The organism is Rhodococcus sp. RS1C4, assembly GCF_002258225.1.
GTDB lineage: Bacteria > Actinomycetota > Actinomycetes > Mycobacteriales > Mycobacteriaceae > Rhodococcoides > Rhodococcoides fascians_E.
This window is the reverse complement of the sequence record NZ_NOXZ01000008.1, coordinates 1-25,870: the sequence shown is the minus strand read 5'-3', so window position 1 is coordinate 25,870 and position 25,870 is coordinate 1. Positions and strand designations below refer to the sequence as shown.

Annotated in this window: 27 protein-coding genes and 1 riboswitch; of the genes, 12 read left to right on the top strand and 15 right to left on the bottom strand. The window is 65.7% G+C overall.

Features of this window, described 5'->3' with window-relative positions:
• Positions 1-92 precede the first annotated feature (92 nt).
• A complete protein-coding gene (locus CH289_RS02645; RefSeq protein WP_094727183.1) occupies positions 93-1,175 on the top strand; it encodes a 3-deoxy-7-phosphoheptulonate synthase in 1,083 nt (360 codons plus the stop codon).
• Here the strand turns inward: CH289_RS02645 and CH289_RS02640 are convergent.
• On the bottom strand, positions 1,172-1,795 hold the full coding sequence (locus CH289_RS02640) for an alpha-ketoglutarate-dependent dioxygenase AlkB (protein WP_019667317.1): 624 nt from the start codon (positions 1,793-1,795) through the stop codon (positions 1,172-1,174). The two genes, CH289_RS02645 and CH289_RS02640, sit on opposite strands and share 4 nt — an antisense overlap.
• A 127-nt stretch (positions 1,796-1,922) precedes the next feature.
• On the opposite strand from CH289_RS02640, the gene CH289_RS02635 reads away from it, so the two are divergent.
• Together CH289_RS02635 and CH289_RS02630 are read left to right on the top strand one after the other, a co-directional pair.
• Entirely contained in the window at positions 1,923-3,002 is a 1,080-nt protein-coding gene (locus CH289_RS02635; protein ID WP_094727181.1) for an iron-siderophore ABC transporter substrate-binding protein, read from the top strand.
• A gap of 40 nt (positions 3,003-3,042) precedes the next feature.
• Positions 3,043-3,468: a VOC family protein gene (locus CH289_RS02630; protein WP_026348168.1), complete on the top strand. Its 426-nt coding sequence runs from the start codon at positions 3,043-3,045 to the stop codon at positions 3,466-3,468.
• A 13-nt stretch (positions 3,469-3,481) separates the two neighbouring features.
• Here CH289_RS02630 and CH289_RS02625 read toward each other — a convergent pair whose 3' ends face one another.
• Together CH289_RS02625 and CH289_RS02620 are read right to left on the bottom strand one after the other, a co-directional pair.
• Positions 3,482-4,498, bottom strand: a complete 1,017-nt coding sequence (locus CH289_RS02625; protein ID WP_019667314.1) for an AraC family transcriptional regulator — start codon at positions 4,496-4,498, stop codon at positions 3,482-3,484.
• A gap of 4 nt (positions 4,499-4,502) precedes the next feature.
• Entirely contained in the window at positions 4,503-5,720 is a 1,218-nt protein-coding gene (locus CH289_RS02620; RefSeq protein WP_094727179.1) for a pyridoxal phosphate-dependent aminotransferase, read from the bottom strand.
• A 103-nt stretch (positions 5,721-5,823) separates the two neighbouring features.
• Here CH289_RS02620 and CH289_RS02615 point away from each other — a divergent pair, with 103 nt between their 5' ends.
• Positions 5,824-6,810: an LLM class F420-dependent oxidoreductase gene (locus tag CH289_RS02615; protein WP_026348167.1), complete on the top strand. Its 987-nt coding sequence runs from the start codon at positions 5,824-5,826 to the stop codon at positions 6,808-6,810.
• Positions 6,811-6,821: 11 nt separating this feature from the next.
• On the opposite strand, the gene CH289_RS02610 is transcribed toward CH289_RS02615, so the two are convergent.
• From CH289_RS02610 to CH289_RS02600, 3 genes are all read right to left on the bottom strand, one after another.
• Positions 6,822-7,490 carry a DUF3239 domain-containing protein gene (locus CH289_RS02610; protein ID WP_256976951.1) on the bottom strand — a complete coding sequence of 223 codons (669 nt, stop codon included), beginning with the start codon at positions 7,488-7,490 and terminating at the stop codon, positions 6,822-6,824.
• Between the two features lie 26 nt (positions 7,491-7,516).
• Positions 7,517-9,172, bottom strand: a complete 1,656-nt coding sequence (locus CH289_RS02605) for a DNA repair helicase XPB (RefSeq protein ID WP_026348165.1) — start codon at positions 9,170-9,172, stop codon at positions 7,517-7,519.
• A gap of 122 nt (positions 9,173-9,294) precedes the next feature.
• On the bottom strand, positions 9,295-11,565 hold the full coding sequence (locus CH289_RS02600) for a helicase-associated domain-containing protein (protein ID WP_094727175.1): 2,271 nt from the start codon (positions 11,563-11,565) through the stop codon (positions 9,295-9,297).
• Positions 11,566-11,626: 61 nt separating this feature from the next.
• Here CH289_RS02600 and CH289_RS02595 point away from each other — a divergent pair, with 61 nt between their 5' ends.
• Complete coding sequence (locus CH289_RS02595) at positions 11,627-11,815, top strand: hypothetical protein (RefSeq protein ID WP_019667308.1); 189 nt, start codon at positions 11,627-11,629, stop codon at positions 11,813-11,815.
• 76 nt (positions 11,816-11,891) lie between these two features.
• On the opposite strand, the gene CH289_RS02590 is transcribed toward CH289_RS02595, so the two are convergent.
• The 3 genes from CH289_RS02590 to CH289_RS02575 all read right to left on the bottom strand — a co-directional run bounded on the left by CH289_RS02590 (position 11,892) and on the right by CH289_RS02575 (position 13,606).
• Positions 11,892-12,506 (bottom strand): transglycosylase family protein, encoded by a 615-nt coding sequence (locus CH289_RS02590; protein WP_019667307.1) that lies wholly within the window; start codon positions 12,504-12,506, stop codon positions 11,892-11,894.
• A 10-nt stretch (positions 12,507-12,516) separates the two neighbouring features.
• Positions 12,517-12,714: riboswitch (cyclic di-AMP (ydaO/yuaA leader) on the bottom strand.
• 286 nt (positions 12,715-13,000) lie between these two features.
• Positions 13,001-13,372, bottom strand: coding sequence for a YccF domain-containing protein (locus CH289_RS02580; RefSeq protein WP_037145213.1), 372 nt, complete (start codon positions 13,370-13,372; stop codon positions 13,001-13,003).
• Between the two features lie 15 nt (positions 13,373-13,387).
• On the bottom strand, positions 13,388-13,606 hold the full coding sequence (locus CH289_RS02575) for a hypothetical protein (RefSeq protein ID WP_019667304.1): 219 nt from the start codon (positions 13,604-13,606) through the stop codon (positions 13,388-13,390).
• Between the two features lie 169 nt (positions 13,607-13,775).
• On the opposite strand from CH289_RS02575, the gene CH289_RS02570 reads away from it, so the two are divergent.
• Positions 13,776-14,189, top strand: coding sequence for a cold-shock protein (locus tag CH289_RS02570; protein WP_019667303.1), 414 nt, complete (start codon positions 13,776-13,778; stop codon positions 14,187-14,189).
• Here CH289_RS02570 and CH289_RS02565 read toward each other — a convergent pair whose 3' ends face one another.
• The 3 genes from CH289_RS02565 to CH289_RS02555 are packed head-to-tail and all read right to left on the bottom strand — an operon-like array spanning position 14,190 to position 17,216.
• Entirely contained in the window at positions 14,190-14,711 is a 522-nt protein-coding gene (locus CH289_RS02565) for a DUF2771 family protein (protein ID WP_094656234.1), read from the bottom strand.
• Entirely contained in the window at positions 14,708-16,342 is a 1,635-nt protein-coding gene (locus CH289_RS02560) for an MFS transporter (protein ID WP_170947490.1), read from the bottom strand. Before CH289_RS02560 ends, CH289_RS02565 begins: the two co-directional genes overlap by 4 nt.
• A gap of 43 nt (positions 16,343-16,385) precedes the next feature.
• Positions 16,386-17,216 (bottom strand): glutaminyl-peptide cyclotransferase, encoded by an 831-nt coding sequence (locus CH289_RS02555; protein WP_306427506.1) that lies wholly within the window; start codon positions 17,214-17,216, stop codon positions 16,386-16,388.
• 40 nt (positions 17,217-17,256) lie between these two features.
• On the opposite strand from CH289_RS02555, the gene CH289_RS02550 reads away from it, so the two are divergent.
• Genes CH289_RS02550 through CH289_RS02540 form a run of 3 tightly spaced genes read left to right on the top strand, consistent with a single transcriptional unit; the run spans position 17,257 to position 21,402 of the window.
• Positions 17,257-18,153 (top strand): DUF3027 domain-containing protein, encoded by an 897-nt coding sequence (locus tag CH289_RS02550; protein WP_094727221.1) that lies wholly within the window; start codon positions 17,257-17,259, stop codon positions 18,151-18,153.
• On the top strand, positions 18,150-20,864 hold the full coding sequence (locus CH289_RS02545; RefSeq protein ID WP_094727170.1) for a sacsin N-terminal ATP-binding-like domain-containing protein: 2,715 nt from the start codon (positions 18,150-18,152) through the stop codon (positions 20,862-20,864). Before CH289_RS02550 ends, CH289_RS02545 begins: the two co-directional genes overlap by 4 nt.
• Entirely contained in the window at positions 20,854-21,402 is a 549-nt protein-coding gene (locus tag CH289_RS02540; protein ID WP_019667297.1) for a phosphatase PAP2 family protein, read from the top strand. The genes CH289_RS02545 and CH289_RS02540 overlap by 11 nt, the downstream gene beginning before the upstream one ends.
• On the opposite strand, the gene CH289_RS28145 is transcribed toward CH289_RS02540, so the two are convergent.
• Together CH289_RS28145 and CH289_RS02535 are read right to left on the bottom strand one after the other, a co-directional pair.
• A complete protein-coding gene (locus CH289_RS28145) occupies positions 21,368-21,514 on the bottom strand; it encodes a hypothetical protein (RefSeq protein WP_167336921.1) in 147 nt (48 codons plus the stop codon). The genes CH289_RS02540 and CH289_RS28145 overlap by 35 nt on opposite strands.
• Positions 21,515-21,688: 174 nt before the next feature.
• Entirely contained in the window at positions 21,689-21,937 is a 249-nt protein-coding gene (locus CH289_RS02535; protein ID WP_094727168.1) for a DUF2530 domain-containing protein, read from the bottom strand.
• Between the two features lie 18 nt (positions 21,938-21,955).
• On the opposite strand from CH289_RS02535, the gene CH289_RS02530 reads away from it, so the two are divergent.
• From CH289_RS02530 to CH289_RS02520, 3 genes are all read left to right on the top strand, one after another.
• Complete coding sequence (locus CH289_RS02530; RefSeq protein WP_094727166.1) at positions 21,956-23,410, top strand: NCS2 family permease; 1,455 nt, start codon at positions 21,956-21,958, stop codon at positions 23,408-23,410.
• A gap of 52 nt (positions 23,411-23,462) precedes the next feature.
• Positions 23,463-23,891 (top strand): Rv0880 family HTH-type transcriptional regulator, encoded by a 429-nt coding sequence (locus tag CH289_RS02525; protein ID WP_019667294.1) that lies wholly within the window; start codon positions 23,463-23,465, stop codon positions 23,889-23,891.
• Positions 23,892-23,968: 77 nt separating this feature from the next.
• Positions 23,969-25,252: an MFS transporter gene (locus tag CH289_RS02520; RefSeq protein ID WP_170947491.1), complete on the top strand. Its 1,284-nt coding sequence runs from the start codon at positions 23,969-23,971 to the stop codon at positions 25,250-25,252.
• Here CH289_RS02520 and CH289_RS02515 read toward each other — a convergent pair.
• Complete coding sequence (locus CH289_RS02515) at positions 25,220-25,825, bottom strand: response regulator transcription factor (RefSeq protein WP_019667292.1); 606 nt, start codon at positions 25,823-25,825, stop codon at positions 25,220-25,222. The genes CH289_RS02520 and CH289_RS02515 overlap by 33 nt on opposite strands.
• Between the last annotated feature and the right edge of the window lie 45 nt (positions 25,826-25,870).

Below are 25,870 nucleotides of genomic sequence, written 5' to 3'. Positions count from 1 at the left end.
CTGAGACCCCACCCCACGAGCCGGATGCAGACCGGCTCGAAGCGTGCGTGGAGCTCTCCGAGGGCCGGTCTGAGAATCGAAAAGGATTTCTCATGACTACAGCTGTCACCCCTACCGATACGTCGTTGGACGATCAGCGCACCATCAGCATCAGCCCGCTGGTGGCGCCGTCGTTGCTGCGACGTGAGCACGCCGCCGACGACGCGGTGTCGTCGACGGTTCGTCGCGGCCGCGCCGGTGTGGTCGACATCCTGAACGGCGCGGACGACCGTCTCATCGTGGTGGTCGGGCCGTGCTCGGTGCACGACACCGAGGCCGCGATGGAGTACGCACGCAAACTCGCCGAGAAGGTGTCCGAGCTGGGCGATCGGTTGCACATCGTCATGCGCGTGTACTTCGAGAAGCCGCGTACGACGCTGGGCTGGAAGGGCCTGATCAACGATCCGCACCTCGACGGCTCGTTCGACATCAATTCCGGTCTGCGCGTGGGGCGTCAGCTGCTGGTGGACATTTCCGCTCTCGGACTGCCGGTCGGGTGCGAATTCCTCGACCCGATCACGCCGCAGTACATTGCGGACCTGGTCAGCTACGGCGCCATCGGTGCTCGCACCGCAGCCAGCCAGGTGCATCGCCAGCTGTGCAGCGCTCTGTCGATGCCCGTCGGGATCAAGAATTCGACGGAAGGCGACATCCAGGTCGCGGTCGACGGTACCCGTGCTGCCGCCTCGAGCCATGTGTTCCCCGGTACCGATCTGGACGGCCAGGCCGCGTTGATTCGCACCACCGGCAACCCGGACTGCCACGTCATCCTGCGCGGCGGCACCGACGGACCGAACTACGACGCAGAATCCGTCGCCGACACGGTCGCGCGTCTGCGGAAGTCGTCGCTACCCGAGCGCGTCGTCATCGACGCCAGTCACGGCAACAGCCGCAAGGACCACAACAAGCAGGTCGACGTGGTCACCGACGTTGCCCGACGCCTCGGCGAGGGTGAGCACGGCATCGTCGGTGTCATGCTCGAGAGCTTCCTCGTCGCAGGCCGTCAGGATCTGACGCTCGGACGCAAGGAGGACCTGACCTACGGCCAGTCCATCACCGACGCGTGCCTCGATTGGGACACCACTGCAGCACAACTCGATGTGTTGGCTGCCGCCGTCGAGACTCGCCGCGGTTAGCGGACACCGCGCGGCCGGAACTGCACGCTGATGCGTGGTCCGGTCGCGCGGGTGCTCTTGGGGACGGCGTGCTCCCAGGTGCGCTGACACGAGCCGCCCATGACGATCAGATCGCCATGTCCCAGTGTGAATTTCAGTGATGTGCCGCCTCCACGGGGGCGCAGCATCAGTTGCCTGGTGGCGCCGAGCGAGACGATGGCGACCATCGTGTCCTCGGTGGCGCTGCGGCCGATGTTGTCGCCGTGCCACGCCACACTGTCGGATCCGTCTCTGTAATAACACAATCCGGCCGTCGCGAACGTCTCGCCCAGTTCCCGGCCGTAGTGTGCGTCGAGTGCGTTCTTGGCTTCGTCCAACGCCGGATCCGGCCACGGCTCGGATTCCGAATAGAACCGGACCAGGCGAGGCACGTCGACCACGCGGTCGTACATCCGACGCCGCTCCGACCGCCAGTCCACCGCGTCGACGAGGCGGTCGAACAGATCGATCGAGCCTGCCCATCCCGGCCTCACGTCCACCCATGCGCCGTTCGACAGTGCCCGCCTGCTCACGGTCGATCCGAGAGGACCGAACCGCTCCTCGTCGTCGGTGAACAGCGAGCCCTGAAGTTCCACGCTCATCACGCCAGCGTAGCTGCATTCGAACGTATGTTCCACTCATACTAAGGGGTGGCGGTTACGAGGTTAGGCGACCCTTCCCAGCGTGCTACTTTAGTGAACCTAAACCAACTCTCGGAGGGTTCTGTCGATGTACATAGGGTCGCCGACGCGTCGTATCACCGCGTTCCTCGTTGCTGCTTCGATGGCAACGGCGCTGGTCGGATGCAGTACCGACTCCGGTGACTCTGCGGCCGACACCGAGACGTCCGCAGCGACCGGGTCGGCCGCGGCGGCGGGTTCGTTTCCTGTCACCATCGACTCCGCTCTCGGAAGCGCCACCATCGACTCGGCCCCGACTCGCGTTGCCACCTGGGGTTGGTCCAACCAGGATGCTCTACTGGCCTTGGGCGTGGTGCCGGTCGCAATGCCGGCATTCGTCGGTGAAAGCTACGGCGCCGACGCCGAGGGCGTGCTGCCGTGGGATCGAACCGCTCTCGGTGAACTCGGCGCCGCGACTCCCACATTGTTGGCTGGAGACGGCACCGGCCAAGCCCCGATCGAACAGTTCGCCCTGGCCGAACCCGACCTGATCTTCGCGCCCTACTCCGGCATGAGCCAGGCCGAGTTCGACGCGCTGTCCGAGGTCGCGCCCGTCGTCGCGTATCCGGAGCGACAGTGGACCGCGTCGTGGCAAGAGCAGGTGACGATTGCAGGCGAGGCCCTGGGCAAGCAGGACGAAGCGGCCGCGGTCGTCGCGGATACGGAGAAGAACATCGCGGAGGTCGCGGCGAAATACCCCGCGCTGAAGGACAAGTCGATCACGGTCGCCCTGCCGAACGAGCCCGGTGTGTTCTCGGTGAGCAAGGACGACGACGTGCGCGTGGAGTTCCTCGAGCAACTCGGTCTGGTCAACGAGGAGTCGATTCAGCAGTCCGATCCCACCGACGACGCCGAGGCCGTGTACTTCGACCTCAGTTACGAGAAGGCGTCGGCGATCGCATCGGACGTCCTCTTCGTCGTCGCGTACGACAAGCCGTCCCTGGCCGCGTTCCTGGCGGAACCGGTCATCGCCGAGCTTCCCGTCGTCGCCGATGGACGAACCGCTTCGACCGAAAGCTTCTCGGTGGAAAAGAACTTCGCGTTCGGTGGACTCACCGTGCTGACCATTCCCGTCGTCCTGGACGATATTGTGTCTGCGTTGAACGCTGCTGCGGAGAACGTCGACTGACCGACGTATGCGTGTCGGTGCATCGGCCTATCGTGTGCACATGGGATACGAATTTCAGGTCACGGTGGACAGTGGGAAACCTCATGAGCAGGCGAAATGGTGGGCATCCGCGCTCGGGTGGGTCGTCGAACCCACCGATGGTGCGTTCATCGAGGGCCTGATCGCGGCGGGTCACGCCAGGCAGGAAGACACCGTGGTGTTCGAGGGCGACCTGGTCTGGAAGATCGGCGCGGCGATCTTCGATCCGGACACTCCTGGAACCCCGCGTGTTCTCTTCCAACTCGTGCCCGAGCCGAAGACGGTCAAGAACCGTCTTCACTTCGACATCAGGGTCGGCGACGAACGCGAGGCCATCGCCCAGAAGCTGGTCGACGCCGGGGCCTCGGTCTCGCACCGCGGTCAGGTCGGTCCGAGCACGTGGATCACCATGACCGATCCCGAGGGAAACGAGTTCTGCGTGTCCTGACCGGGACGGGGTGTCAGCGGTAGGCACCGGGGGTCTGTCCTGTCCAGCGCTTGAAGGCTCGGCGGAATGCGGACGGTTCGGAAAAGCCCAGTCTGTTGGAGATGTCGTCCACCGAGTCGCCGCGGCTCAGACCGGAGACGGCGGCGTCTCGTAGGACTTCCTCACGAATCTGGTTGACGGACGTGCCTTCTTGCCGCAGGAGTCGACGTAGATGGGCGGTGCTGACGGACAACATGTCCGCGATGTCGTCGGTGCCGGGTGCTTGACCCTGCAGGCCGAGTTCGAGTGCACGTCGGACTTGGGCGGATGCAGTGCTGTCGTAGTCGCGGGCCGTGAACAGGAGGTTGGGGGATTCGCGGAGATACTCGGCGAGAGTGTCCTCCGTTTGCACGATGGGTGCTCGCATCGCGGAGTTGTCGAACTCCAGAGCGGCTACGTCCGCTCCGAAAGTGACTCTCGTACCGAACATTCGGTCGTAGAGCTTCCCCGTGGACGGATCGTCGAGGTCGTAGGGGAGTTCGACGGAATGCAGTTTGACTCGTCCTCCGATGAGCCATGCAGCGAAGCGGTGCACCAGAACCATCCGGAAGTCGGTGAGCAATCTGCCGGCAGCAGCCCTCGCATGCTCGGGTAGGTGGCTGTTGTCGGCGGGCGGGATGGTCAGCCGCGTCGCCCCGTCGTCGCCGGTGATCAGCATCGGGGGCATTCCCGACAGAACACGGGTCGTCTCGGACATGCGGTTGAGTGCGGCGGAAAGGTCGGGACAGTGGATCAGCGTCAGACAGATGACCCGAAAACTTCCGCGCCGCATCGGCGTCGACGCAAGTCCGAACAGTTCGTCACCGGTGACCTGCCATGCCGCCTGGGTGAACAGGGTGACCTGCTCGGCGGTCAGCCGGTTGCTCGGATCGTGCAGCGAAGACCGGTCGATTCCGGCGATGGTCATGGGGTAGGACAGGTCGACGCCACCGCTCTCGGCGAGCACGACAGCCTTGGCGATGAACTCGGCAGGAATCGTACGGGCACTCATGGGATCACAGCGTGAGTAGCCTGGAGGCGGCGTCGGCGAGCACGTCGTCCTTCTTGCAGAAAGCGAACCGTACGAGCGTCGTCCAGTTGCTCGGGCCGGAGGCGGGCGTCGGATCGTCGACGAAGGCGCTGACCGGAACGGCCGCGACTCCGATTCTCTCCGGCAGGGTTCGGCAGAACTGCAGGGCGTCGACTCCGCCCACCGACGAGATGTCCGCGCACACGAAATAGGTTCCGTCGCTTGCCTTCACGTCGAGACCGGCGTCGGCGAGCGCGGAGGACAGTACATCTCGTTTGGCCTGCAGGGACATACGTAGATTCTCCACCCACGCGTCCTCGTGATTCAACGCATGCGCGACGGCAGGCTGGAACGGAGTTCCGCCGACGAAGGTCATGAACTGTTTGGCCGCGCGTACTGCATCGATGAGCTCACGTGGTCCCAAGGCCCAGCCGGTTTTCCAGCCGGTGGCGTTGAAGGTCTTTGCCGCACTGGACACGGTGACCGTGCGCTGGAACATTCCAGGGAGAGACGCGAGTGATACGTGGGTGGATCTCGCCGATCGACCGGACGAGTCGGGGGAGTCGAAGGTCAGTCGTTCGTAGACCTCGTCGGTCAGGACCAGAAGGTCGTGCTCACAGGCGATGTCGGCGATCCGCGTCAGCTCGGCGTGTGTGAGCACGGTCCCGGTGGGGTTGTGCGGTGTGTTGACCACGAGGAGTTTCGTGTTCGGGCCGATCGCTGCGGCCAGGGCATCGGTGTCGAGCGCGAATCCGTTGCCGTCCGGGACCAGCGAGACGGCCTTGCGTCGTGCCCCGGCCAGTGCGATGGCAGCTGCGTAGGAGTCGTAGTACGGCTCGATGAGCAGAACCTCTTCGCCGGGTTCGACCAGTCCGAGAATGGTGGCTGCGATGCCTTCGGTGGCGCCGACGGTGATCAGCACTTCCGTTGCCGGGTCGTACTCGATGCCCAGACGGCGCTGTCTGTCCGCGACGACGGCGTCGCGCAGAACGGGCAACCCCGGCCCGGGTGAGTATTGGTTGAAGCCGTCGGCGATGGCGCCCCTCGCGGCGTCGAGCATCGACGCGGGTCCGTCGGTGTCGGGGAAACCCTGGCCGAGGTTGACGGCACCGGTGGACACGGCGAGCGCCGTCATTTCGGCGAAGATGGTGGATCCGAACGGGCGTAGGCGCTCGACGGTTCGGCTCTGATACTCCGCGGACATTCCTGCAGCGTAGCTGGTGTCACATTTCGGGCATCGTGGTCGTCCGTCATCGGCGGTGTCGGTCGAGGAGTGTGATTCCTACTGGATCGGTAGGATTCCGGTCATGCGATTCGGACTCTTCATTCCTCAAGGCTGGCGACTCGACCTGGTCGGTATCGATCCTGCGGCGCAGTGGGACGTGATGCGGAACCTCGCATCCGCCGCCGACGCCGGACCGTGGGAATCATTGTGGGTGTACGACCATTTCCATACCGTCCCCGAGCCGACGGACGAGGCGACGCACGAGGCCTGGACTCTGATGTCCGCGTTCGCGGCGACGACGTCGCGCATCCGTCTGGGGCAGATGTGCACGTCGATGGCGTACCGCAATCCCGCGTATCTGGCGAAAGTTGCGGCGACGGTGGATCTGATCTCGGCCGGCCGCGTCGAAATGGGTATCGGTGCCGGCTGGTACGAGCACGAGTGGCGGGCATACGGATACGGCTTCCCTCCCGCCGGGCAGCGTCTTGGCGCACTCGAGGAGGGTGTGCAGATCTTCAAGCAGGCCTGGGAAACCGGTGAGGCGACGCTCGACGGCAAGTACTTCCAGGTCGATGGCGCTCGGGTGTGGCCCAAGCCGGTCCAGGAAGGCGGCATCCCTCTGTGGATCGCCGGCGGCGGCGAGAAGGTCACGCTGAAGATCGCGGCGAAGTACGCCGACTACACCAACTTCGACGGCACCCCGGAGGGATTCACGCGTAAGTCGGAGTTGCTGAAGGGGCACTGCGACGCGGTCGGACGCGATTTCGACTCGATCGTGCGCTCGTCCAACTACAACGTCGCGATCGGGACCACGGAAGCAGAAGTGAAGGACAGGCTGGACCGGCTTCAGGCGCGTCTGACGCAGTACGTGGGGGCCGAGAAGGCGGACGCGGCGCTCGACGCGTTCCGTGGTCTTCCCGGTGTCGGCACGCCGGAGCAGATCGTCGAGAATTTGACGGCGCTGAAGGAGAAGGGGCTCGCGTACGGCATCTTCTATTTCCCGGAAGCCGCCTACGACCGTTCCGGCATCGAACTGTTCGAGCGCGAGGTCATTCCGGCCCTGTCGTGATCGGTGGTGCGCTACCGCAGTTCGTCGGGCAAGTCGTGCGGATCCACCAGGAGTTGCTGGTTGTCGGATTGACGGACCTTAGGGGACAGACCGATGTTGGCGACCAGCAGAGCCCATTCCGCTTCGCTGATCTCCGCGGTAGCGCGCTCGATCACCGATGCGTCCGTGGTGCCCCAGGCGATGGGCATCGGGGCGACCATCTGCCAGGTGTCGCTGATCGCGTTCTTGCTTCGATCCGACAGGACCGAGATCGACGGAACCAGTTCCCCTTCGACCAGTTCGTGGCCGGGCAGCGATCGAATGCTGCGTGTGACGAGGGCGTAGTGCGACGCGTTCGCGTCGGGCTTGGCGATGTCGATCAGCGCCAGCAGGGTGACGCCGCGTGCACGCGTCTCCGCGATGACGGCGGGCACCAGCCCGCCTTCGGCATAGAGGTCCCGGGCGGTGCCGACCTTGCGCGGCGCCCAGACGGTCACCCACAGCGACGTCGCCGCCGTGATCAGGAACACCGCGCCCAGAATGTAGGACCACGGGTGCGCCAACCAGAAGAACCACGCGGCGGCGGCGATCAGCACGACCGCGGTGACGACGGCGGAGACACGGAGCCGCCGGACGTCGCCCATGGTCTCGTTCACCGAGTTGGCGTGGGCAACGTCTACGGGAAAATCGAATCGGCGCACCTGCCCATTATTAGCACGCCGGCAGCTCAGATCGCAGGCCCCAGCATGTCGTCGGCGTCGGTGATGCGATAGGCGTACCCCTGCTCGGCGAGGAATCGTTGCCTGTGCGCAGCATATTCGGCGTCGAGGGTGTCCCGGGACACGACGGAGTAGAAATGCGCCTGTCCGCCATCGTGTTTCGGCCGAAGGAGGCGTCCGAGGCGCTGTGCTTCCTCCTGACGTGATCCGAAGGTTCCTGAAACCTGCACGGCCACAGATGCTTCCGGGAGGTCGATGGAGAAGTTCGCGACCTTGCTGACCACCAGGGTCTGAATCTCGCCCTTGCGGAACGCGTCGAAGAGGATTTCTCGTTCCTTGTTCTTGGTCGACCCCTGGATGACCGGGGCGTTCAGTGCCTCACCCAATTCGTCGAGCTGATCGAGGTACGCCCCGATCACCAACGTCGGCGCGTCCTCGTGCTTCGCCAGAATGGATTTCACCACGGCGATCTTGGTGTGCGCCGTCGAGCACAGTTTGTATCGCTCCTCCGGTTCCGACACCGCGTACGCCATGCGTTCGGCATCGGTCAGCGTGACGCGAACCTCGATGCATTCGGCGGGCGCGATCCAGCCCTGCGCCTCGATGTCCTTCCACGGAGCGTCGTATCGCTTGGGGCCGATGAGCGAGAACACGTCGCCCTCGCGGCCGTCCTCACGGACCAGGGTCGCGGTCAGGCCGAGGCGACGCCGCGACTGCAGATCGGCCGTCATGCGGAACACCGGCGCCGGAAGCAGGTGGACCTCGTCGTAGATGACCAGACCCCAGTCGCGCGAGTCGAACAGCTCGAGGTGCTTGTACTCGCCCTTGGTGCGACGAGTGATGACCTGGTAGGTGGCGATGGTCACAGGGCGAATTTCCTTGCGCTCGCCCGAGTACTCACCGATCTCTTCCTCGGTGAGCGAGGTACGCGCGATCAACTCGCGCTTCCACTGGCGGCCCGCGACGGTGTTGGTGACGAGAATCAGCGTCGTGGCCTTGGCCTTGGCCATCGCGGCGGCACCGACCATTGTCTTGCCGGCGCCACAGGGGAGGACGACGACGCCCGAGCCGCCGGCCCAGAACGAATCCGCGGCCATCTCCTGGTAGTCGCGCAGCGACCAATGGCCGCCCTCCTGATCCAGATCGATCGGGTGCGCTTCGCCGTCGACGTACCCGGCGAGGTCTTCCGCGGGCCAGCCGATCTTCAGCAGCATCTGCTTGAGATGCCCGCGCTCGCTCGGGTGAACGATGACCGTGTCCTCGTCGACCTTGGCGCCGAGCATCGGCGCAATCTTCTTGTGCCGCATGACCTCGGTGAGGACGGCACGGTCCAGGCTGATGAGCGAGAGTCCGTGGACCGGGCTCTTCACCAGCTGAAGGCGTCCGTACCGTGCCATCGTGTCGACGATGTCCACCAGCAACGGTTGAGGCACGGCGTAGCGCGAGTAGTTGACGAGTGCGTCGACGACCTGCTCCGCATCGTGGCCGGCCGCACGCGCGTTCCACAGTGCGAGCGGGGTGATGCGATAGGTGTGCACATGCTCGGGCGCTCGTTCGAGCTCCGCGAACGGAGCGATGGCGCCGCGCGCTTCACCGGCTTGCGGGTGGTCGATTTCCAGCAGCAGAGTCTTGTCGGACTGGACGATCAAAGGCCCATCGGTCACGTGTTCCTCCTACAGAACTCTTCGGCGCAACGCGCCTGATGCGCATCGAAAATGCGCAACTGTTCCATTGTCCACATAACGTGCCGTCCGCGCATGTGAGCGGAACTGCATTGCCGCTCACGTCAGTCGACGAGAGCCACCGAGGTGATGCGATGCAGGGTGAAGCGACGTACTTCACCGGTCGCGGGATCGAATGCCTCGAGCAGACCACCGCCCATCGCGACCGGATCGACGACGCGTCTCGACGCGGTGCCCTGGGCGTCGACGTAGCCGATCGTGACGCTTCGCCGCACCTGCAGTGCGGTCTGGAGTAGGGCGAGCGTCGCGGTTCCGGTTGCGCGGGTGCCGTCGGAACGCACGGTGTGACCGCTCGCCCGGGAGGCGCGTTCGCCCGCTCGCAGTTCGGTGACGAGCCGGGCGAGTTGCTCGTCGGTGGGTACGGCCGGGCTGCGGAACTGGGCTCGGGTTCTGCGGACCGGGACCCGCGCACCGCGGCTGCGGAGGTCGACGATGGCGCCGTTGGAATCCTCGCCTGCGGGTGCAAGCCCCGCCGCGGTGAGGACGTTCATGACTTCGGCCAGGGGCGCTTGCGAGATGGCGACCGTCGGAGCGAGCGCGCGGAGCGCCAGTTGTTCGCTCGCCGGGGAGGCCAGAACCTCGGCGAGCAGAGCCGGATCCTCGCACCGGACGAACGACGAGGCCACACCGGCCCGGAGTCGTCCGTGGCGCCGGGCGACGTCGTCGATCAGGTAGCTCAGTCCCTGCGGAACCGGGGTACGGGAGTGTGTGGTGAACAGACTGTGCAACTCGGCCGCGCTCATGCCCACGTCGAGAGCTCGGCGCAGACTGTCCTCGGTGATCCGGTACATCGTCGCCGCGCCTGCCGACTCGACGTCGGCCACGAGCTCGATCCGGTCGTTCAGATCAGGTTCGAGAGGTCCCGGTGCCACCAGGGTGAGGTCGGCCTGGAGGAGGATGTAGTCGATCGGTTTCGGAAGAACGGACCGCATGGCGGCTTCGGCGTCGCCGCCGTGCAACAACGCTTTGCCCGGTGACGACAGCGCACCGCGGGCGACGATGCCGAGGGTCGTGGCTTCGTCGATCATCTTCTGCGTCGGGCGCATCGCGAACCTGGCCGCTGCCCGTGGACGTCTCCAGCCGAGTCCGCGCGAGACGTCGGCGGGCGTCACCGAGTTTCCGGCGCCCAGCTCGGCCAGGTACTCGAGGATCGTACGACGGTCGCGCGGGGCCGCAGGCGAGCGAACTTCCTCGGACAGCGCGGCGACGGGTCTGTCGTTGGAATCGCGCATACCGATGAGCCAGGGGGCACGCTGCAGATCGAGCCACGCCGACGCCAGGGCGTGCCAGCGCGCGGCAGGCGTTGCCGTCGTCCAGGCGTCGACGGCGGAGGTGGGCGCCCAGTAGTCGTCGCCGGAGTCGTTCGACGGAAGGGGATCGGGGGTGCCGCTGGAGATCAAGCCCGCGGCCGCGAGGAGTTCGACGAGCAGTCCCACCTGGTTCTCGTCGAGACCCGTCGCTTTGGTGACGCGTTTGAGTTCTCGGATGCCGAGACCGCCGGCCTTCAGCGCCGGGGCGGGTGCGACCGCCAAGGACTCGATGATCGCCGCGCAGTGCCTGATCAGCTCGAGCGATTCGCCCGCCGCCGCGGCGTCGACGTCGGCTGCCGTGTACTTGGTCGTCGTCGGCTTGGGTGGAGTCAGCGAGGTGGGATCGGAGATCGGCTCGCCGCGCAGCGCCTGACCCACCTGATGCGGAAGCTCGACCGTCTGCTCGTCCAGCCACGTCAGCAGCCCGGCGCGCAGCAGCTTCTGGACCGGACGGTCCGGCGACGTGCCCGGCGCGGCATCGCGGGTCCGACCGACGGGAGAAGACCTCGCGAGAGTGTCGAGCAGGCCACGTTCGCTCGATTCGATACCGGCGAGCGCTTCGGTGACGCGCTCGGGCGTGAGTGAGTCGTCTGCGTCCAGGATGCGGCCGATTCGCCACGGCACGGCGTCCGGTGCCGCGGGAGCCATCCGAAGGGTTCGAGTGCCCCAGACCAGAGCGCGTTCCCGCAGCGCCGTCAGCGCACGATCGACGGCTTTGGCGGTGGCGCGCTTGTCGATCACGTCGTCGAGACGCGCACGAGTCACCGGCAGATCACCCGCACCCTCGATCGAGAGAAGCTCGAGAATCGTCAGCGCGAGGGTGTCGAGTGAGTCGGCACTACGGAGAATCGACGCGCGCTGCTCGGCGCGGCCGGCGAGAACACCGATGGTCGACGGCGGTGGCACCGTCAGGTCCGGACGCAGCGTGAGAAAGCCGACGAGTTCGGAATCGGAGCGGGACTCCAGCCACGTGGCGAGGTCCGGTGGCGCTGCTTTATCGGTCATCACGTATCAGATTAGTGACCTGGGCTGGTGTATGCCGCAGCGCAGGTGTCAAAATGGGCGCATGGTGAACAAGTCGAAGAAGCCCTATGTCGATCCAGGCTGGCCGGACACCGCACGCGGTGACCATGCGGTGACGGAATTGTCGTCCACGCGCTCGGGAGGCTTGTCGCCGTACGGCGAGGAGACCGAGTTCCCGCTGCCCGTGGAGGAACTGCCCTACGCGCACCCTGTGACCGTCGTCAACCGCTGACACAGCCGATACGAACAGACGAGAAAGGCCCCCGAGACTACGGTCTCGGGGGCCTTTCTCGTACCGGCGATGTGCCTTACTGAGGCAGGAACGCCTTGTTGGCCTGGTAGAACTCGACCAGCTGCGGGTCGAGCTGAATGCCCTGCGTCGCGTCCTTGATGATCGAGGCGATCTGCGGGTCGTTGGTGAAGGTCTGCACGGCGCTCGTGATGCCGTCGATGACCTCGGCAGAGCCGTCGACCGTCGGGATGGACGTCAGGTCGGGGAGCTTGGGTGCTTCGGGAGCGGACTTCGGCGAGGCAGGCACGCTGCGCTCGGACGGTGCGCTGCTGAGGCCAAGGCTCGAGGAGCAGGAGGGCCATGCGCCCCAGCCCTGCGATGCGAGAACCTTCTCGGCGACTGCGATCTGCTCTTCGCGGCTGGCCTGGTTCGCGGTGGCTGCGTACTGCTGGCCGCCGTGCGAGTTCCAGGTGCTCGGGGAGAACTGCAGACCACCCTGGAAACCGTTGCCGGTGTTGATGCCCCAGTTGCCGCCTGCTTCGCACTGAGCGAGACGGTCCCAATCGGAGTCAGGAGCTGCGTTGGCGGTACCGGTGAAGGCGATGCCTGCGGTGCCCATGATGGCGCCGGTGACGGCGACCTTGGCGACGGTGCGGCCGGTGGTGGTCGGCTTGCGATGACGTCCGCTCATACTTTTCTTCGAATCCTCTCCACAGGCGCCTGCGAGGTCAGCTGTCGGGTTCGGGCTGAGAGGTAGCCCGGCCCGGCGTGTCCAGCAGTGAGATCACTGCAGGATCGACGGGCTTCACCCCAAGGAATGTTCCGCGTGAGCGGAGCGTTCCGGTTATCCGAGAGGACGTGTGGGTCCCCCGTCCTCGTCCCCTGGGTGTTCTTGGTGGGGGTCCGTTTCCGCGGGACGAGGTTTGGCGCTGCGGGAACGGATTCGGCCGAAGTTTCTCAGCCGCCACTGACCGTACTGAAGTTCCCGTGGAGTGTCACCATTTGGTAACTGTTGCTTTTTCGAGCCGCAACGCGGCGTGCTCGTGTCCGATTTTCGGTAACGAACGAATCTGCAGCTAGAGGCGTCGGCACCGCGACGACGTCCGTCCGTTGCCCTTCCGTTACCACCCTGTTATGTGATGGAAGTCACACCCATCCGGATTGGGGCGGAAGGGGCAGAAGTGATCACGCGTCGACGATGTCCTTGCCGAGCGGCATCAGGGAGATCGGAATCATCTTCAGGTTCGCGATCGCAAGCGGGATCCCGATGATGGTGATGGCCATCGCGAAGGCAGTCGCGATGTGCCCGATGGCGAGCCAGACACCGGCGACGATCAACCAGATCACGTTGCCGATCACCGATGCGACCCCCGACGTCGGACGTTCGACGACCGTCTTTCCGAACGGCCACAGTGCGTAGACGCCGATTCGGAAGGACGCGATTCCGAACGGAATCGTGACAATGAGGATGCAGCAGATGATTCCCGCTGCGAAATATCCGAGGGCGAGCCACAGCCCGCCGAAGATCAGCCAGATGATGTTCAGTATCGGACGCATGGTCGGTACTCCCGTCTATCGTGCTCGTCGGCCGGAAAACAGTGCGAACACCAGCGCCAGCACGAAGCCGAGCGGTGCGGCGATCATCGCGGTCAGGTACAGCCACAGCGGCGGCTCGTTTCCGCCCACCGCCGGAACCAGAAAGATCGCCGCGATGGCAACCAGTCCGGCAACGAAAAGAACGAGTGCTACGCGCAGCAGAGCCGAGCTGCCTCGGGGTCGTCGATCGGTCACATCTCCAGACGGTAGTCGCTCGCCGGACGTCGGCTCACCCGACGGAGAAACCCAGGTGCTTGCACCGGCCCACTCGCGGTAGACTGTCGTATTCGCGTCTCGCCGATCGTGCGGGGCGCGAAATTTTGTGCCAGCAACAACAATCGAGACAAATGGACGGGTGAGCGCAGTGCCTACCGGCAAGGTGAAGTGGTACGACGTCGACAAGGGATTCGGCTTTCTCTCTCAGGAGGAAGGTGAGGACGTCTACGTTCGCTCGTCTGCGCTCCCTGCAGGTGTCGACGGCCTCAAGGCCGGTCAGCGCGTGGAATTCGGCATGGCCGCAGGCCGCCGCGGACCCCAGGCGCTCAGTCTCAAGGTCCTCGAACCGGCTCCGACCGTGCGTCAGAACACTCAGGGTCGGCGTGAGCATGTCGAGCGCAAGCACACCCCGGACCAGCTGCACGGCATGGTCGAGGACATGATCACGTTGCTCGAGGCCACCATTCAGCCGGAGCTGCGCAAGGGCAAGTACCCGGACCGCAAGACCGCTCAGAAGATCTCCGAGGTCGTCCGCGCCGTCGCGCGTGAGCTCGACAGCTGATCAGTCGGTCTTGGTCGCGATCGACCAGATCGCGTGGCTGATGATCTCCTCCTGCTGAGTGTCGGAGTCGATGACGCCCGACGGCAGTCGGATTTCGACGCCCAGTAGCTCCCTGCCCTCGTCGTCGAGGGGCTGGACCGTCATGCCCAGCTTCTCGTCGGGCAGGTAGAGGGTGTCCGACTCGACGGCGCCGTCGCCGTCCGCGTAGACCGCGGCGAGGATCCAGGGCGCCGACGTGATCTCACCGGGCAACGACAGCTGCAATGGGTGGCCCTCGCTCACCGGAACGGTGGCGCTGGTGCCGTCGGTGTCGCACAGCGGCTCGTTCACGGGGCAGTAGAGGTACGGCTCGACGACGACGGTTCTACCGTCGGCGAATGCGGTGACGGTCGGCCGATGCGACGGTGCATCCTTGACGAGCAACGCGAGAACCGCGACGAACGCAACTGCGACGACTACGAGGCCGACGGTGCCGATGGCCAGTATCTTCTTGGTCTTCGGTGCGAAATTCACTGTGCTCACGTTCTGTTCGTGCTGGTCGCGGCGGACGGATGTCCGACGGCGTCGGGGATTTCCTGGTCGGCGTGATCGGGTCGGTTGCCCCCGAATCCGGGGAGCAGCGACTTCCCACGGTAGGTGAGGAAGGTTTGGACCAGACCGATCGTAAGCACCACCGACACGACGGTGAAACCGAGCCAGAACTCGGTGGGCAGCAGTACGCCCATGGTTCCGCCCATCACCCAGCAGAGCTGGAGCACGGTCTCGGATCGGCCGAATCCGGAGGCGATGGATTCCGGTGGAAGGTCCGACTGCAGTGATGCATCCAGCGAGACCTTGGCCAGCGCGCTCGCCGCGGATGCGATCAGCGCTGCGAGCGCGGCGGTCAGCAGACTGCCGGTGATCGCTGCGACGATCGCGCCGACGGTGACCGCGGTGGTGCACCGGAGGACGACGATGGCGGGCCTGCCCAGCTTGATCCGAGCGCCTGCCGCGTTGCCGGCGAAGTTGCCGATCGCGGCAGCGGCGCCGACGAGCCCCAGCATCGCAGCCTGCTTGATCGGCTCGTGTTCGGTCTGAGCTTTCGCGACGAAGGCCACGTAGAGCGTCAGAAACCCGGTCAGGATTCGGATGGTTCCGTTACCCCAGAGCCCGATGATCACAGCTTTGCCCAGCGGCTGGCGTCGCGCCTTCGCGGGCGTCGCCGACGGTGTTTCCCCGGCTCGGCCGCGACGGATCACTTCCGTCTGGGCGTCGTCGCCGTGGTAGCTCAGGGTTGCGGGGACTTCGCCTTCGGTGACCTCCACCCACGAGGGGATGCGCATGCTCAGGTATGCACCGAACACCGTGACGGCGGCGACGAACCAGAGCGCACCAGGGGAGCCTGCGACGAACGCGATTCCGGCGGCGATTCCACCCGCGACGATGGTGCCGCCGATGAGGCCGAACACCGTGAGCCGTGAGTTGACCCTCACGAGGTCTATCTCGGGTGGAAGTACGCGGGGCGTCACCGCGGATTTGAGTACCGCGAAGGATTTGCTGAGCACCAACATTCCCAGTGCGGCCGGATACAGGACCCAGCTGTCGAAGTTGAACACCAGCACCACCGCCAGCACCGTCCGCAGACCGAACGAGGTGGCGAGCGCGATGCGACGGCCGTGCTGCAACCTGTCCAGCATCGGTCCGATCAGCGGCGCGATGACGGCGAACGGTGCGATCGTGATGACGAGGTAGAGCGCGACCTTCAGCTTGTCCTCGCCGGTTGCGGCAGAGAAGAACAACGTGTTGGCCAGGGCGACGGCGATGGCAGCGTCGGACGCGAAGTTGGCCATGGTCGCGTAGGTCAGTGCCGTCAGGCCGGACTTGTCGGCGCCGTCGGCTTTTGCTGCGCGCTGGAACGTCGCGATGCCCTTGCCCGTCAGTTCTCGGCTGCGCATCGCGGCGACCCGGGTGACCGTCAGCTTCCGGGGAATCGGGGGAGCTTTCGGCCCTTGCGGTTTCCGGTCCTGCGGCCGATCGGCCTGAGGCTGGGGATTCGGTGGGTGCAGAGGAGGCAGCGGGGTACGCCGGCTCGCGGCGCGGGGGGCCGGCCGGTAATTGTCGAACCCTGGGTGGTCCTCACCCGCGGGGGCGTCGGAATCACGGGGATCGGTCACGGATCAATTCTGCACTGAAAGTCGGATGGGCGAGTACACCGACTCACGTGAACTCCACCTCGTACATCGTCGGCCACAATTTTCCGGTCACGAGGAACCGGTCGGTGCCCGGTATCTGTGCGATGCCGTTGAGGACGTCGGCTCCGGCACGTTCCTCGTCGGTCATGGCGTCCCACAGCGGCCGAGCGTCGATCATCGCCGTGACGGCGCCGGTCTGCGGATCGATCCGCGCGATGTCGAACGTCTTCCACACGTTCGCGTACACGGATCCGTCCTCGGCGCACTCGAGCTCGTTGAGGTTCGACAGCGGGTTCCCGTCCCGGGTGACCGATACCTCGCCGGTGGCGTCGAACGTCGCCGGATCGCGGAACGTCAGCGTCGACGAACCGTCACTCATGATCAGCCGCGACGAACCGTCCGTCGGCGCTTCGCACAGTCCCCACCCTTCACCGTCGTAGTCGACGCGGGCGCGTTCGGCCAGTGTCTGCGGGTCGCGGGCGAACGCGGCACCGTCCTGCCAGGTGATCTGCCAGGCCGTGCTGTCGGTAACGGTGATGCCTTCACCGAAGTAGGAGGAGGACAGGTCGACCTGCCGAAGGATGTCGCCTGTGTCGAGGTCGCTCACGCGGACGTAGGACGTTCCGTTGCGGCCCGTGCTCTCGTACAGCACTCCGTCGGAGATCTCGAGCCCCTGGGTGAACGACGTCCGGTCGTGGGGCAATGTGCGAACAACGGTGACGGACAGCGCGTCGGCCGATATCGCCGACGATTCCGGTTCCGTCTCGGTGCATCCGGTCACCAGTCCCGCCGCGGTGAGCAGACCCATCGCGGCAGCCGCTGTGGTCTTCACCCTGGAACGAAACGGCGCAGGCATCGCCCCATCATGGCAGCCCGAACTGGGCGCATCCGAAGTGATGCGGCAAAATGAATGTGTGAGTTTCACATCGTCTCCTGAGCTCGACCAGATTCGTCCCGTTCTCGCCGACGCCGCGGAGTTGGCTCGTGCGGCGCTGATCGATTCGGCCGAAGGCGGCGTCGGAGAATATCTCGGCGTCACCGCCGAGGATCGCTCGGCGGCCACCCACCGCTTCCGTGCCGAATTGCAGGGCTACCGCGGATGGCAGTGGGCGGTGGTCGTCGCCGCGCCCGAGGACGCCGACGTCGCGACCATCAGTGAAATCGTGTTGCTCCCGGGCCCCGATGCTCTCGTTGCGCCCGCGTGGTTGCCGTGGGACGAGCGGATCCGTCCGGGCGACCTCGGACCGGGTGATCTACTCCCGCCCCGGCACCAGGATCCGCGTCTGGTTCCCGGGTACGTGGTGACCGGTGACCCCGCTGTCGACGACGTCGCTCTCGAACTGGGTCTGGGTCGCACCCAGGTTCCGAGCCGGGAGGAGAGGCTCGACGCAGCCGAACGGTGGCACGACGGTGACTTCGGCCCGGGCAGCGAGATGGCGAAGGCCGCTCCGTCGACCTGCGGGCTCTGCGGATTCTTCCTGCCGATCGCGGGGTCGTTGTCGGCTGCCTTCGGAGTGTGCGGCAACGAGTACTCCGCCGACGGGCGAGTGGTGCACGTCGAGTACGGCTGTGGTGCGCACTCCGACACCGAGCTGCCGACCGGCGCCGGGTCCCCGCAGTTCGACCCGTACGACGACGCGGCGCTCGAGGTCGTCGTCACACCACCCGCACCGGAGGCCGCCGAGCCTGAGGCCGCCACGACTGAGGCCGCCACGACTGAGGTCGCCGCGCCCGAGGCCGAGTCGGAGGCTATCGCCGACGCCGCCGAGCAGGACGATCGATCGACCGATTGAGCGATCCATTCGACACCGAATCGCTGCGTGCGGCGGTTCTGTCCGCGTGGACGTCGTCGCCGACGCGATTGCGGGAGGACTCTGCCACCGAGAGTGATCTGGTGCGCGGTGGTTATCGCGAACGGCTGCTGACCGAGCTGGCGCAGAACGCCGCCGACGCTGCCGCACGCGGCGGGGTGCCCGGTTCGCTCCGCGCGTGGTCGGATGGGGAGTTCCTGCACGTTGCGAACACCGGCGCTCCGCTCGATCGAAGTGGGGTGCACGCTCTGACGGCGTTGCGGGTGTCCGCGAAAACCGAGGGTGTCGGCCGGTTCGGTGTCGGTTTCACCGCGGTACGCGCAGTCAGTGACGAGATCGAATTCCGTTCCGCTGCAGGCGGAGTGGTCTTCAGCGCCGATCGGACGATGCAGGCGCTGGCGGACGCCGGGGTGGTGGCGCCGGCGACCGGTGTTCCGGTTCTGCGACTGGCGTGGCCGAGTTCGGTCCCGCCCGCCGACGGGTTCGACTCCGAAATCGTGTTGCGGGTGCGAGACGCCGACGAGATCCTCGCTTCGATGCGCGAGGACGCGGCGTCGCTGTTGCTGGAACTGGAAGCTCTGACGGTCATCGACATCGCGGGCGACCGGCTCGAACGCGCCGTCACCGACGTCGGCGTCAGGGTGGAAGCCGTCGACGTGGACGGGCGCCGGTGGTGGCAGTATCGCACCGAGCGGGTGCGGTGGCTGATGCCGACCGTCGACGGCCGGCCGGTACCCGATTCCGCGAATGTTCTTCGCGCGCCCACGCGGTCGGACGAGGAGTTGTCGCTACCGGCGATACCGATCGCCGACGTGGCCATGCAACCCGATCGCCGACGGGTACTGCCCGGTGCCGATGTGGCCGGGCTCGCCGCCGGATACGGCCGGATGCTGGCGGCCCTGCCTCCCTCGGTGCGGCCTGTGTTCGTCCCGGTGCCCGGGTTCGCGCGCAGTGCCGTGGACGAGGTCCTGCGGGAGTCGATTCTGCGTGAGGCATCCTCCACTGCATGGCTTCTCGGAGTCGGAGGGGTGGATCTGGTTCCGTCCCGCGCCATGGTTCTGCCCGGGCTGACGGACGAGTTGGCGGAGGTGGTGGCCGAGACGTTCCCGGACCTGGTTGCGCCGTCGATGTCCGGTCCACGACACGCAGCGGCGTTGGCGGCGGTCGACGTTCGTCGCATCGGTTTGGCACGTCTCGCCGAGATGCTCACCGGTGTGGACCGCGAACCGGCATGGTGGGGTCGCTTGTACGACGGGCTCGCGGCTCTCGTCGTCGACGGCGTTGCATCGGAAGAGCTTGCTGCACTTCCTGTTCCACTCGCGGACGGCCGTACGGTGACGGGCCCGCGGACGACGGTGCTCGCCGACGGCGTCAGCGGTGCGATCGGGGTGCACTGGACTCGGTTGGTTCACCCCGATGCCGCTCGTCCACTGTTGACGAGGCTGGGCGCGGCACAGTTGTCCGCCGCGGAGATGCTGTCCGATCCTGCGCTGGAAGCTCTTCTGGACGAACTGGACTGGGACGACGGTGATGCCGTCGACGGGCTGACCGACGCCGTACTCACTCTTGCCGCGAACGCCGACGGTCTGCCCGGGTGGCTCGGATCGATTCCGCTGGCCAGTTCCACCGGCGAACTGCGTGCGGCGGACGAATTGTTGCTGCCCGACGCACCGTTGGCGGCCGTCTTGGCCGAGGATTCGCCGTTCGGCACGGTCGATCCCGCCGTCGTACGTTCACACGGACCGGAGGCGCTACGCGCGGTGGGTGTCGGCTGGGGATTCGGGGTCGTCACCGACGACCTGCCGACCGAGCCGGATCACGATCTCGACGACGAGGCCGAGTGGTGGGCGTCGCTGGCCGATGACCCGGAGACGCTCGTCGCGGTCCGCGACCTGGATCTCGTGGACTCCGATGCCTGGCCGGAAGCGCTGTCACAGCTGTTGGCGGATCCGAGAACGCGTGCCGCGCTGCAGGATCGGGACGGATACACCGCGTGGTGGTTGCGGCGTCACGCCGTCGTCGACGGCACGTCGGTCGGAACCTACCGTGCGCCGTCGGACACGACGTTCGACGGACTGCTCGACGTGTTCGAGCACCCGAGTGCGGACGATCTCGCAGCTGCGCTGGCGCCGACCCACTGCGACAGCGCCTGGTTCACCCGGCTGCTGATCGACCGTCTCGCCGATCCCTCGCGCACACCGACTCCTGCGGTGATCGCGACAACTCATACAGCGATCGCCGACGCAGTGGCGTCGGGGCGCGTCGAGGAGGACGACCTGGACCTGCCACCGCAGGTTCGATCCGTGTCGGGTGCACTCGTCGACCCGATCGATGCGATGGTGCTCGATCGACCGTGGCTCGCAGCCGTCCTCGACGCCGACGTCACCGTGCTGTCGACACTGGAGTCCGCGTCCGTGCTGGCTTCGGTGCTCGATGTGCGCCTCGCCTCGGACGCTGTCCAGGGTGATGTCCGAGGCGTGGGACGGGTGAGTTCCTTCGATCGTGAGCCATCGGCGGTGTTGGCCTGCGCGGCACTGGGACTCGACTTACCCGCGGGGCGGGTCGTCGTGCACCACGAATTGATCGTTCGACTTCGCGGAGCTGTGGCGGGGGACCGAACCCTCGCTTGGTGGGTGGCCGAGGACGGCACCACTCACATCGCCGGCAACAGGGAGGCCGAGGGTGGACGCTGACGTCCTTCTGTGGATGGTCGAGCATCGCGTGGCCTGGGTGACGTCACTGTTCTGGGTGATCACGACACTCGGGAACACGGTGTGGATGTTCGTGTGGTCCATCGCGGGATGCTCGGCATTGCTGATGTCCGGCCGGCGGCCCGACGCGATCATGGTCGGCGGTGCCATGCTGACGGGTTGGGGCGCAATGAGTCTGGCCAAGCTGCTGTGGGGGCGTGCCAGGCCACCGGTTCCGGAGCGACTGGTCGAGATCTCGAGCTATTCGTTCCCGTCCGGCCACGCGATGATGTCCGCGATCCTCGCGACGGTGACGATCGCTGTCCTGGTGACGTCACGAACACCGTGGCTGCACAGGCGCAGTCTGCTGGCGTTGCCCGTCGTCGGCACCCTGGCGATCGGGTTCTCCCGGATCTACCTGGGCGCCCATTGGACGACGGACGTGCTGGCGGGCTGGGTGTTCGGAGCCCTGTGGGGACTGCTGTGGATCGTCGTGGTCCGTGCGATCAGCGACCCGCGTAGTCGGACCGCTGCGCGATGACGAGGAGTTCGTCGCGCATCGAGGGGCTGCTGACTGCGTGTGCGCGTGCGTAGAGGGCGCGAAGCGAGCGGGTGTGGTTACGGCGGGTACGGAACTGCGAAACGAACTTCATGGCCTTGCTTTCGTGGATTACTCGGTTGCTTGAAACTGACATAACCAATACTCCACGTTAAATCTGTGTAACTCAACCGATTCAGAGGTGAGTTTCCGCACGTCAGAGCATGTGTGGCGTGACGACGATTACGTGCGGCGGCACGACGTGACGTGGGTTATGGACGGCGGCCGGTCAGTTCAAGCCGCGCTGCGCGGTCTTTTTGCCGCGCCTCGATGCTGCGCGTTGGACGAGAAACACCACGTAACCGGTTGCTCCGACGCCGATTCCGGCCCAGCAGACGGGCAGCGCCGACGACCACCGTTGGCCGACGAGCAGAACGACCACCGTTGCCGCGATCCACAGAGCGAGACCGGCCGCGAGCACCGGAGCCGGATCGGTCAGCCTGGGGCTGAGCTCGTTCGGTTCCGACTCGGGGTCCACGAAATGTAGGTTACCTCCATGGCCTTCCAGTCCCGGCTCCTGGACAACTACTTCAAGATCACCGAACGTGGATCCACCGTTGGATCCGAAGTGCGCGGCGGCGTCGTCACGTTCGTCGCGATGGCGTACATCGTCGTACTCAACCCGTTGATCCTCGGCAGCTTCTCCGCCGACGACGCTGCGGCCAAGACGGACGTGCTCGGCAACATCTTGCCGGTGTCGCAAGTCGCTGCCGTGACCGCGCTCGTCGCGGGATTCATGTCGATTCTGTTCGGCATCGTCGCCAACTACCCCTTCGGCATCGCAGCCGGACTCGGCATCAACACCCTGCTGGCGGTGACCATTGCGCCTCAGGTCACCTGGCCCGAGGCAATGGGTCTGGTGGTGATCGACGGGATCATCATCGTGCTGTTGGCCGTCACCGGATTCCGTACCGCCGTGTTCAACGCGATCCCGTCCGAGCTGAAAGCTGCGATCGCGGCCGGCATCGGAGCGTTCATCGCGTTCATCGGTCTGGTCGACTCCGGATTCGTCCGGCGAATTCCCGACGCCGCCGGTACGACGGTTCCCGTCGGGCTCGGCATCGACGGCTCCATCGCGTCGTGGCCGACGGCAGTGTTCGTCTTCGGACTTCTCCTCATGGGCATCCTCGTCGCACGCAAGGTGCGCGGTGGACTGCTCATCGGAATCGTCGTCACCACCGTCGTCGCGGCCATCGTCGAGGCCGTCACCGACGTGGGTCCGTCGCAGGGCGTCGACCCCAAGGGGTGGAACCTCAGCGTCCCGATTCTCCCGGATCAGCTCTTCCAGATCCCCGACCTGTCGTTGGTCGGAGATGTGAACCTGTTCGGTGCGTTCACCCGCATCGGTGTACTGGCTGCCAGCCTGTTGGTGTTCACCCTCGTGCTCGCGAACTTCTTCGACGCGATGGGAACGATGACCGGTCTGGGCAAGGAGGGGAATCTCGTCGACGAGAAGGGCACGCTCCCCGGCATCGGCAAGGCACTCGTCATCGAAGGCACCGGAGCCATCGCCGGCGGCGGGGCGTCGGCGTCGTCGAACACGGTGTTCGTCGAGTCCGCGTCGGGAATCGCGGAAGGAGCGCGTACCGGCCTGGCCAACGTCGTCACCGGCGTGCTGTTCCTCGCGGCGATGTTCCTGACGCCGTTGACCGCCATCGTCCCGATCGAAGCCGCGGCCCCCGCCCTGGTCGTGGTCGGTGCGTTGATGATCGGACAGGTCAGGGACATCGATTTCACGAAGTTCGAGATCGCTCTTCCCGCGTTCCTTACCATCCTCGTGATGCCGTTCACCTACTCCATCGCGAACGGTATCGGCGTCGGCTTCATCGCCTGGGTGATACTCGCGGTCGGTCGAGGCGAGGCCAAGTCGGTACATCCCCTGCTCTGGGTCGTCGCTCTACTGTTCGTGGCGTATTTCGTGGTCGGACCCATCACGGACGCGGTTACCTGAGCTCATCCTCGCTGCTAGGCGTAGTCTCCTCGCTGTGACGTCGGGAAATAACGTGAAGGACAACCGTGAACTGGCGAGCGACCTGTCGCTTGCCGTCGTGCGATTGACTCGTCATCTGAGGGGGAGACGAGTCGATTCGCAAGTGTCGTTGACTCAGCTGTCGGCCTTGGCCACGCTGAGCCGTGAGGGGGACATGACACCGGGGGCTCTCGCGGCTCGTGAACGCGTGCAGCCACCGTCGATGACCAGGGTCATCGCGTCACTGGCAGACCTGGGATTGGTGGTGCGCACCGCGCATCCGACCGACGGCCGTCAGGTGATCGTGTCGCTGTCGCCCGCCGGGCACACGCTCATCGCGGACGAGGCGAGTGCGCGGGAGGCGTGGATGACTGCGCAGCTGGCCGGGTTGAACGAGACCCAGCTCGCAACCCTGCGCGATGCCGTCGGGATCATCAGCGCGTTGGTGAGCGAGTCCGAATAGGCAGGGAGCGGAAGTGGAGCCTGCGGAACGACTCGTTAGATAGGTTTAATATCTATGGGGTGCCCACAGCCTTGCCGATGTTCGCTGCGCTTCGTACGCGCAATTACCGATTGTGGGCGTCGGGGCAGATCGTGTCGCTCGTCGGGACCTGGATGCAACGTGTTGCTCAGGACTGGTTGGTTCTGACGTTGTCCGGCGGTAACGGGTTTGCCGTCGGCATCGTCATGGCGTTGCAGTTCGGTCCGACGTTGCTGCTGTCGGTGTGGGGCGGTGTGCTGGCGGACCGCTACGACAAGCGCAAGCTTCTGATGATCACGCAGGTCTTCGCTGCGGTGTGTGGTCTGGTGCTCGGACTGTTGGACGTGGGCAACGTAGTCGAGTTGTGGCATGTCTATGTCATCGCCTTCGTGCTGGGGTGCTCGTCCGCCATCGACGCTCCGGTGCGTCAGTCCTTCACCATCGAGATGGTCGGCAAGGAGACTCTGTCCAACGCAATTGCGTTGAATTCCATGACGTTCAACATGGCCAGGATCATCGGGCCCGCGATTTCCGGTGTCCTGATCACGCTCGTGGGAACGGGCTGGGTCTTTCTGATCAACGCAGCGTCGTTCGCCGCCGTCTTCGGTGCGTTGATCGCGATGCGCGCCAAGGACTTGTTCGCCGTGGAACGTGCCCCACGAGCGAAAGGGCAAGTACGAGCCGGTTTTTCCTACGTGTGGGGACGGCCCGACCTGCGAGTGTTGCTGGCGACGGTGTTCGTGGTGTCCACGTTCGGCTTGAACTTTCCGCTGAGTCTTGCGGTGTTGGCTCGGAACTCGTTCGGCAGCGGTGCCGATGCATACGGTCTGCTGTCGACGACGCTGGCGGTGGGCACATTGCTGGGAGCGACGTTGGCCGCGCGACGATCGACGACGCCTCGGCTCCGGTTGTTCCTCGGGGCGGTCATCGCGTTCGGTGTGTTCGAACTTCTCGTCGGCCTGATGCCCAACTACCTGCTCGTTGCGCTGCTGCTGATTCCGACGGGTGCACTGAACCTGACGTTCTCGACGTCCGCGATGAACATACTGCAGATGTCCGTGCCGTCGGACATGCGCGGACGAGTCATGGGTATCTACATGCTCTGTTTCCTCGGCGGTACACCGATCGGAAGTCCGGTCCTCGGGTGGTTGGCGGACGTACTGGACCCCCGCGCCCCTCTCGTCGTCGGCGGCGTCGTCTCGCTCCTGACCGGCGTCATCGCGGCCGTGTACCTGCTGAAGCACAACGGTTTACGGATCGGGGTCAGCCGGGCCGCGCCCGGTCGTCGGCTGCCGTCCCTGGAAGTGACGTCAAATCCAGCCGTGGCGTCGCGCAACGGCTGACGCCTCGTGCCGATTGGCTGCTCCCAGTTTCGCAGCGGCCGAGGACAGGTAATTGCGTGTGGTTCCCTGGGACAGGTGAGCGCGTGAGGCGATTTCGGCGATGGTCGCGCCGTCCGCCGCGAACTCGAGCACGTCCGCTTCACGCGGGGTCAGTGGAGAATCTCCCGCGCCGATTGCTTCCGCGGCGAGCGATGGATCGACGTATCGGCCGCCGCCGTGCACGGTCCGGACAACTTCGGCGAGCGTCGCGGCCGATGTCGTCTTCGGTAGGAACCCGCGAACTCCGGCTTCCAATGCTTTCTTGAGATACCCCGGCCTGCCGTGGCTGGTGACGATGATGGCGGCACAGGTGGGGACGGCGTCGGCAATGAGTCCCGCGGCCTCGATACCGTCGATTCCGCCCATCTGCAGGTCGAGAACAGCGATGTCGGGTGAGTGTTGCTGCGCCGCGGTGACGGCTGCTTCCCCGGAATCGGATTGCGCCACGATGTCGATGTCGTCCTCGAGCGACAGCATCGTCGCGAGGGCGGAACGGATCAGGTTCTCGTCGTCGGCCAGGAGTACGCGAATCATGAACCAACCTTAGGAGTGGAGCCTGCGGAATGACCCGGGTGGGCG

Bases quoted from the DNA above. Each gene is read 5' to 3' on its own strand.
- CH289_RS02520 (WP_170947491.1), top strand. From the start codon at position 23,969: ATGTTCGCTGCGCTTCGTACGCGCAATTACCGATTGTGGGCGTCGGGG.
- CH289_RS02595 (WP_019667308.1), top strand. From the start codon at position 11,627: ATGGTGAACAAGTCGAAGAAGCCCTATGTCGATCCAGGCTGGCCGGAC.
- CH289_RS02580 (WP_037145213.1), bottom strand. From the start codon at position 13,372: ATGCGTCCGATACTGAACATCATCTGGCTGATCTTCGGCGGGCTGTGG.
- CH289_RS02625 (WP_019667314.1), bottom strand. From the start codon at position 4,498: ATGAGTGCCCGTACGATTCCTGCCGAGTTCATCGCCAAGGCTGTCGTG.
- CH289_RS02590 (WP_019667307.1), bottom strand. From the start codon at position 12,506: ATGAGCGGACGTCATCGCAAGCCGACCACCACCGGCCGCACCGTCGCC.
- CH289_RS02530 (WP_094727166.1), top strand. From the start codon at position 21,956: ATGGCCTTCCAGTCCCGGCTCCTGGACAACTACTTCAAGATCACCGAA.
- CH289_RS02620 (WP_094727179.1), bottom strand. From the start codon at position 5,720: ATGTCCGCGGAGTATCAGAGCCGAACCGTCGAGCGCCTACGCCCGTTC.
- CH289_RS28145 (WP_167336921.1), bottom strand. From the start codon at position 21,514: ATGAAGTTCGTTTCGCAGTTCCGTACCCGCCGTAACCACACCCGCTCG.
- CH289_RS02615 (WP_026348167.1), top strand. From the start codon at position 5,824: ATGCGATTCGGACTCTTCATTCCTCAAGGCTGGCGACTCGACCTGGTC.
- CH289_RS02645 (WP_094727183.1), top strand. From the start codon at position 93: ATGACTACAGCTGTCACCCCTACCGATACGTCGTTGGACGATCAGCGC.
- CH289_RS02630 (WP_026348168.1), top strand. From the start codon at position 3,043: ATGGGATACGAATTTCAGGTCACGGTGGACAGTGGGAAACCTCATGAG.
- CH289_RS02600 (WP_094727175.1), bottom strand. From the start codon at position 11,565: ATGACCGATAAAGCAGCGCCACCGGACCTCGCCACGTGGCTGGAGTCC.
- CH289_RS02550 (WP_094727221.1), top strand. From the start codon at position 17,257: ATGCGGCAAAATGAATGTGTGAGTTTCACATCGTCTCCTGAGCTCGAC.
- CH289_RS02555 (WP_306427506.1), bottom strand. From the start codon at position 17,216: ATGCCTGCGCCGTTTCGTTCCAGGGTGAAGACCACAGCGGCTGCCGCG.
- CH289_RS02640 (WP_019667317.1), bottom strand. From the start codon at position 1,795: ATGAGCGTGGAACTTCAGGGCTCGCTGTTCACCGACGACGAGGAGCGG.
- CH289_RS02635 (WP_094727181.1), top strand. From the start codon at position 1,923: ATGTACATAGGGTCGCCGACGCGTCGTATCACCGCGTTCCTCGTTGCT.
- CH289_RS02515 (WP_019667292.1), bottom strand. From the start codon at position 25,825: ATGATTCGCGTACTCCTGGCCGACGACGAGAACCTGATCCGTTCCGCC.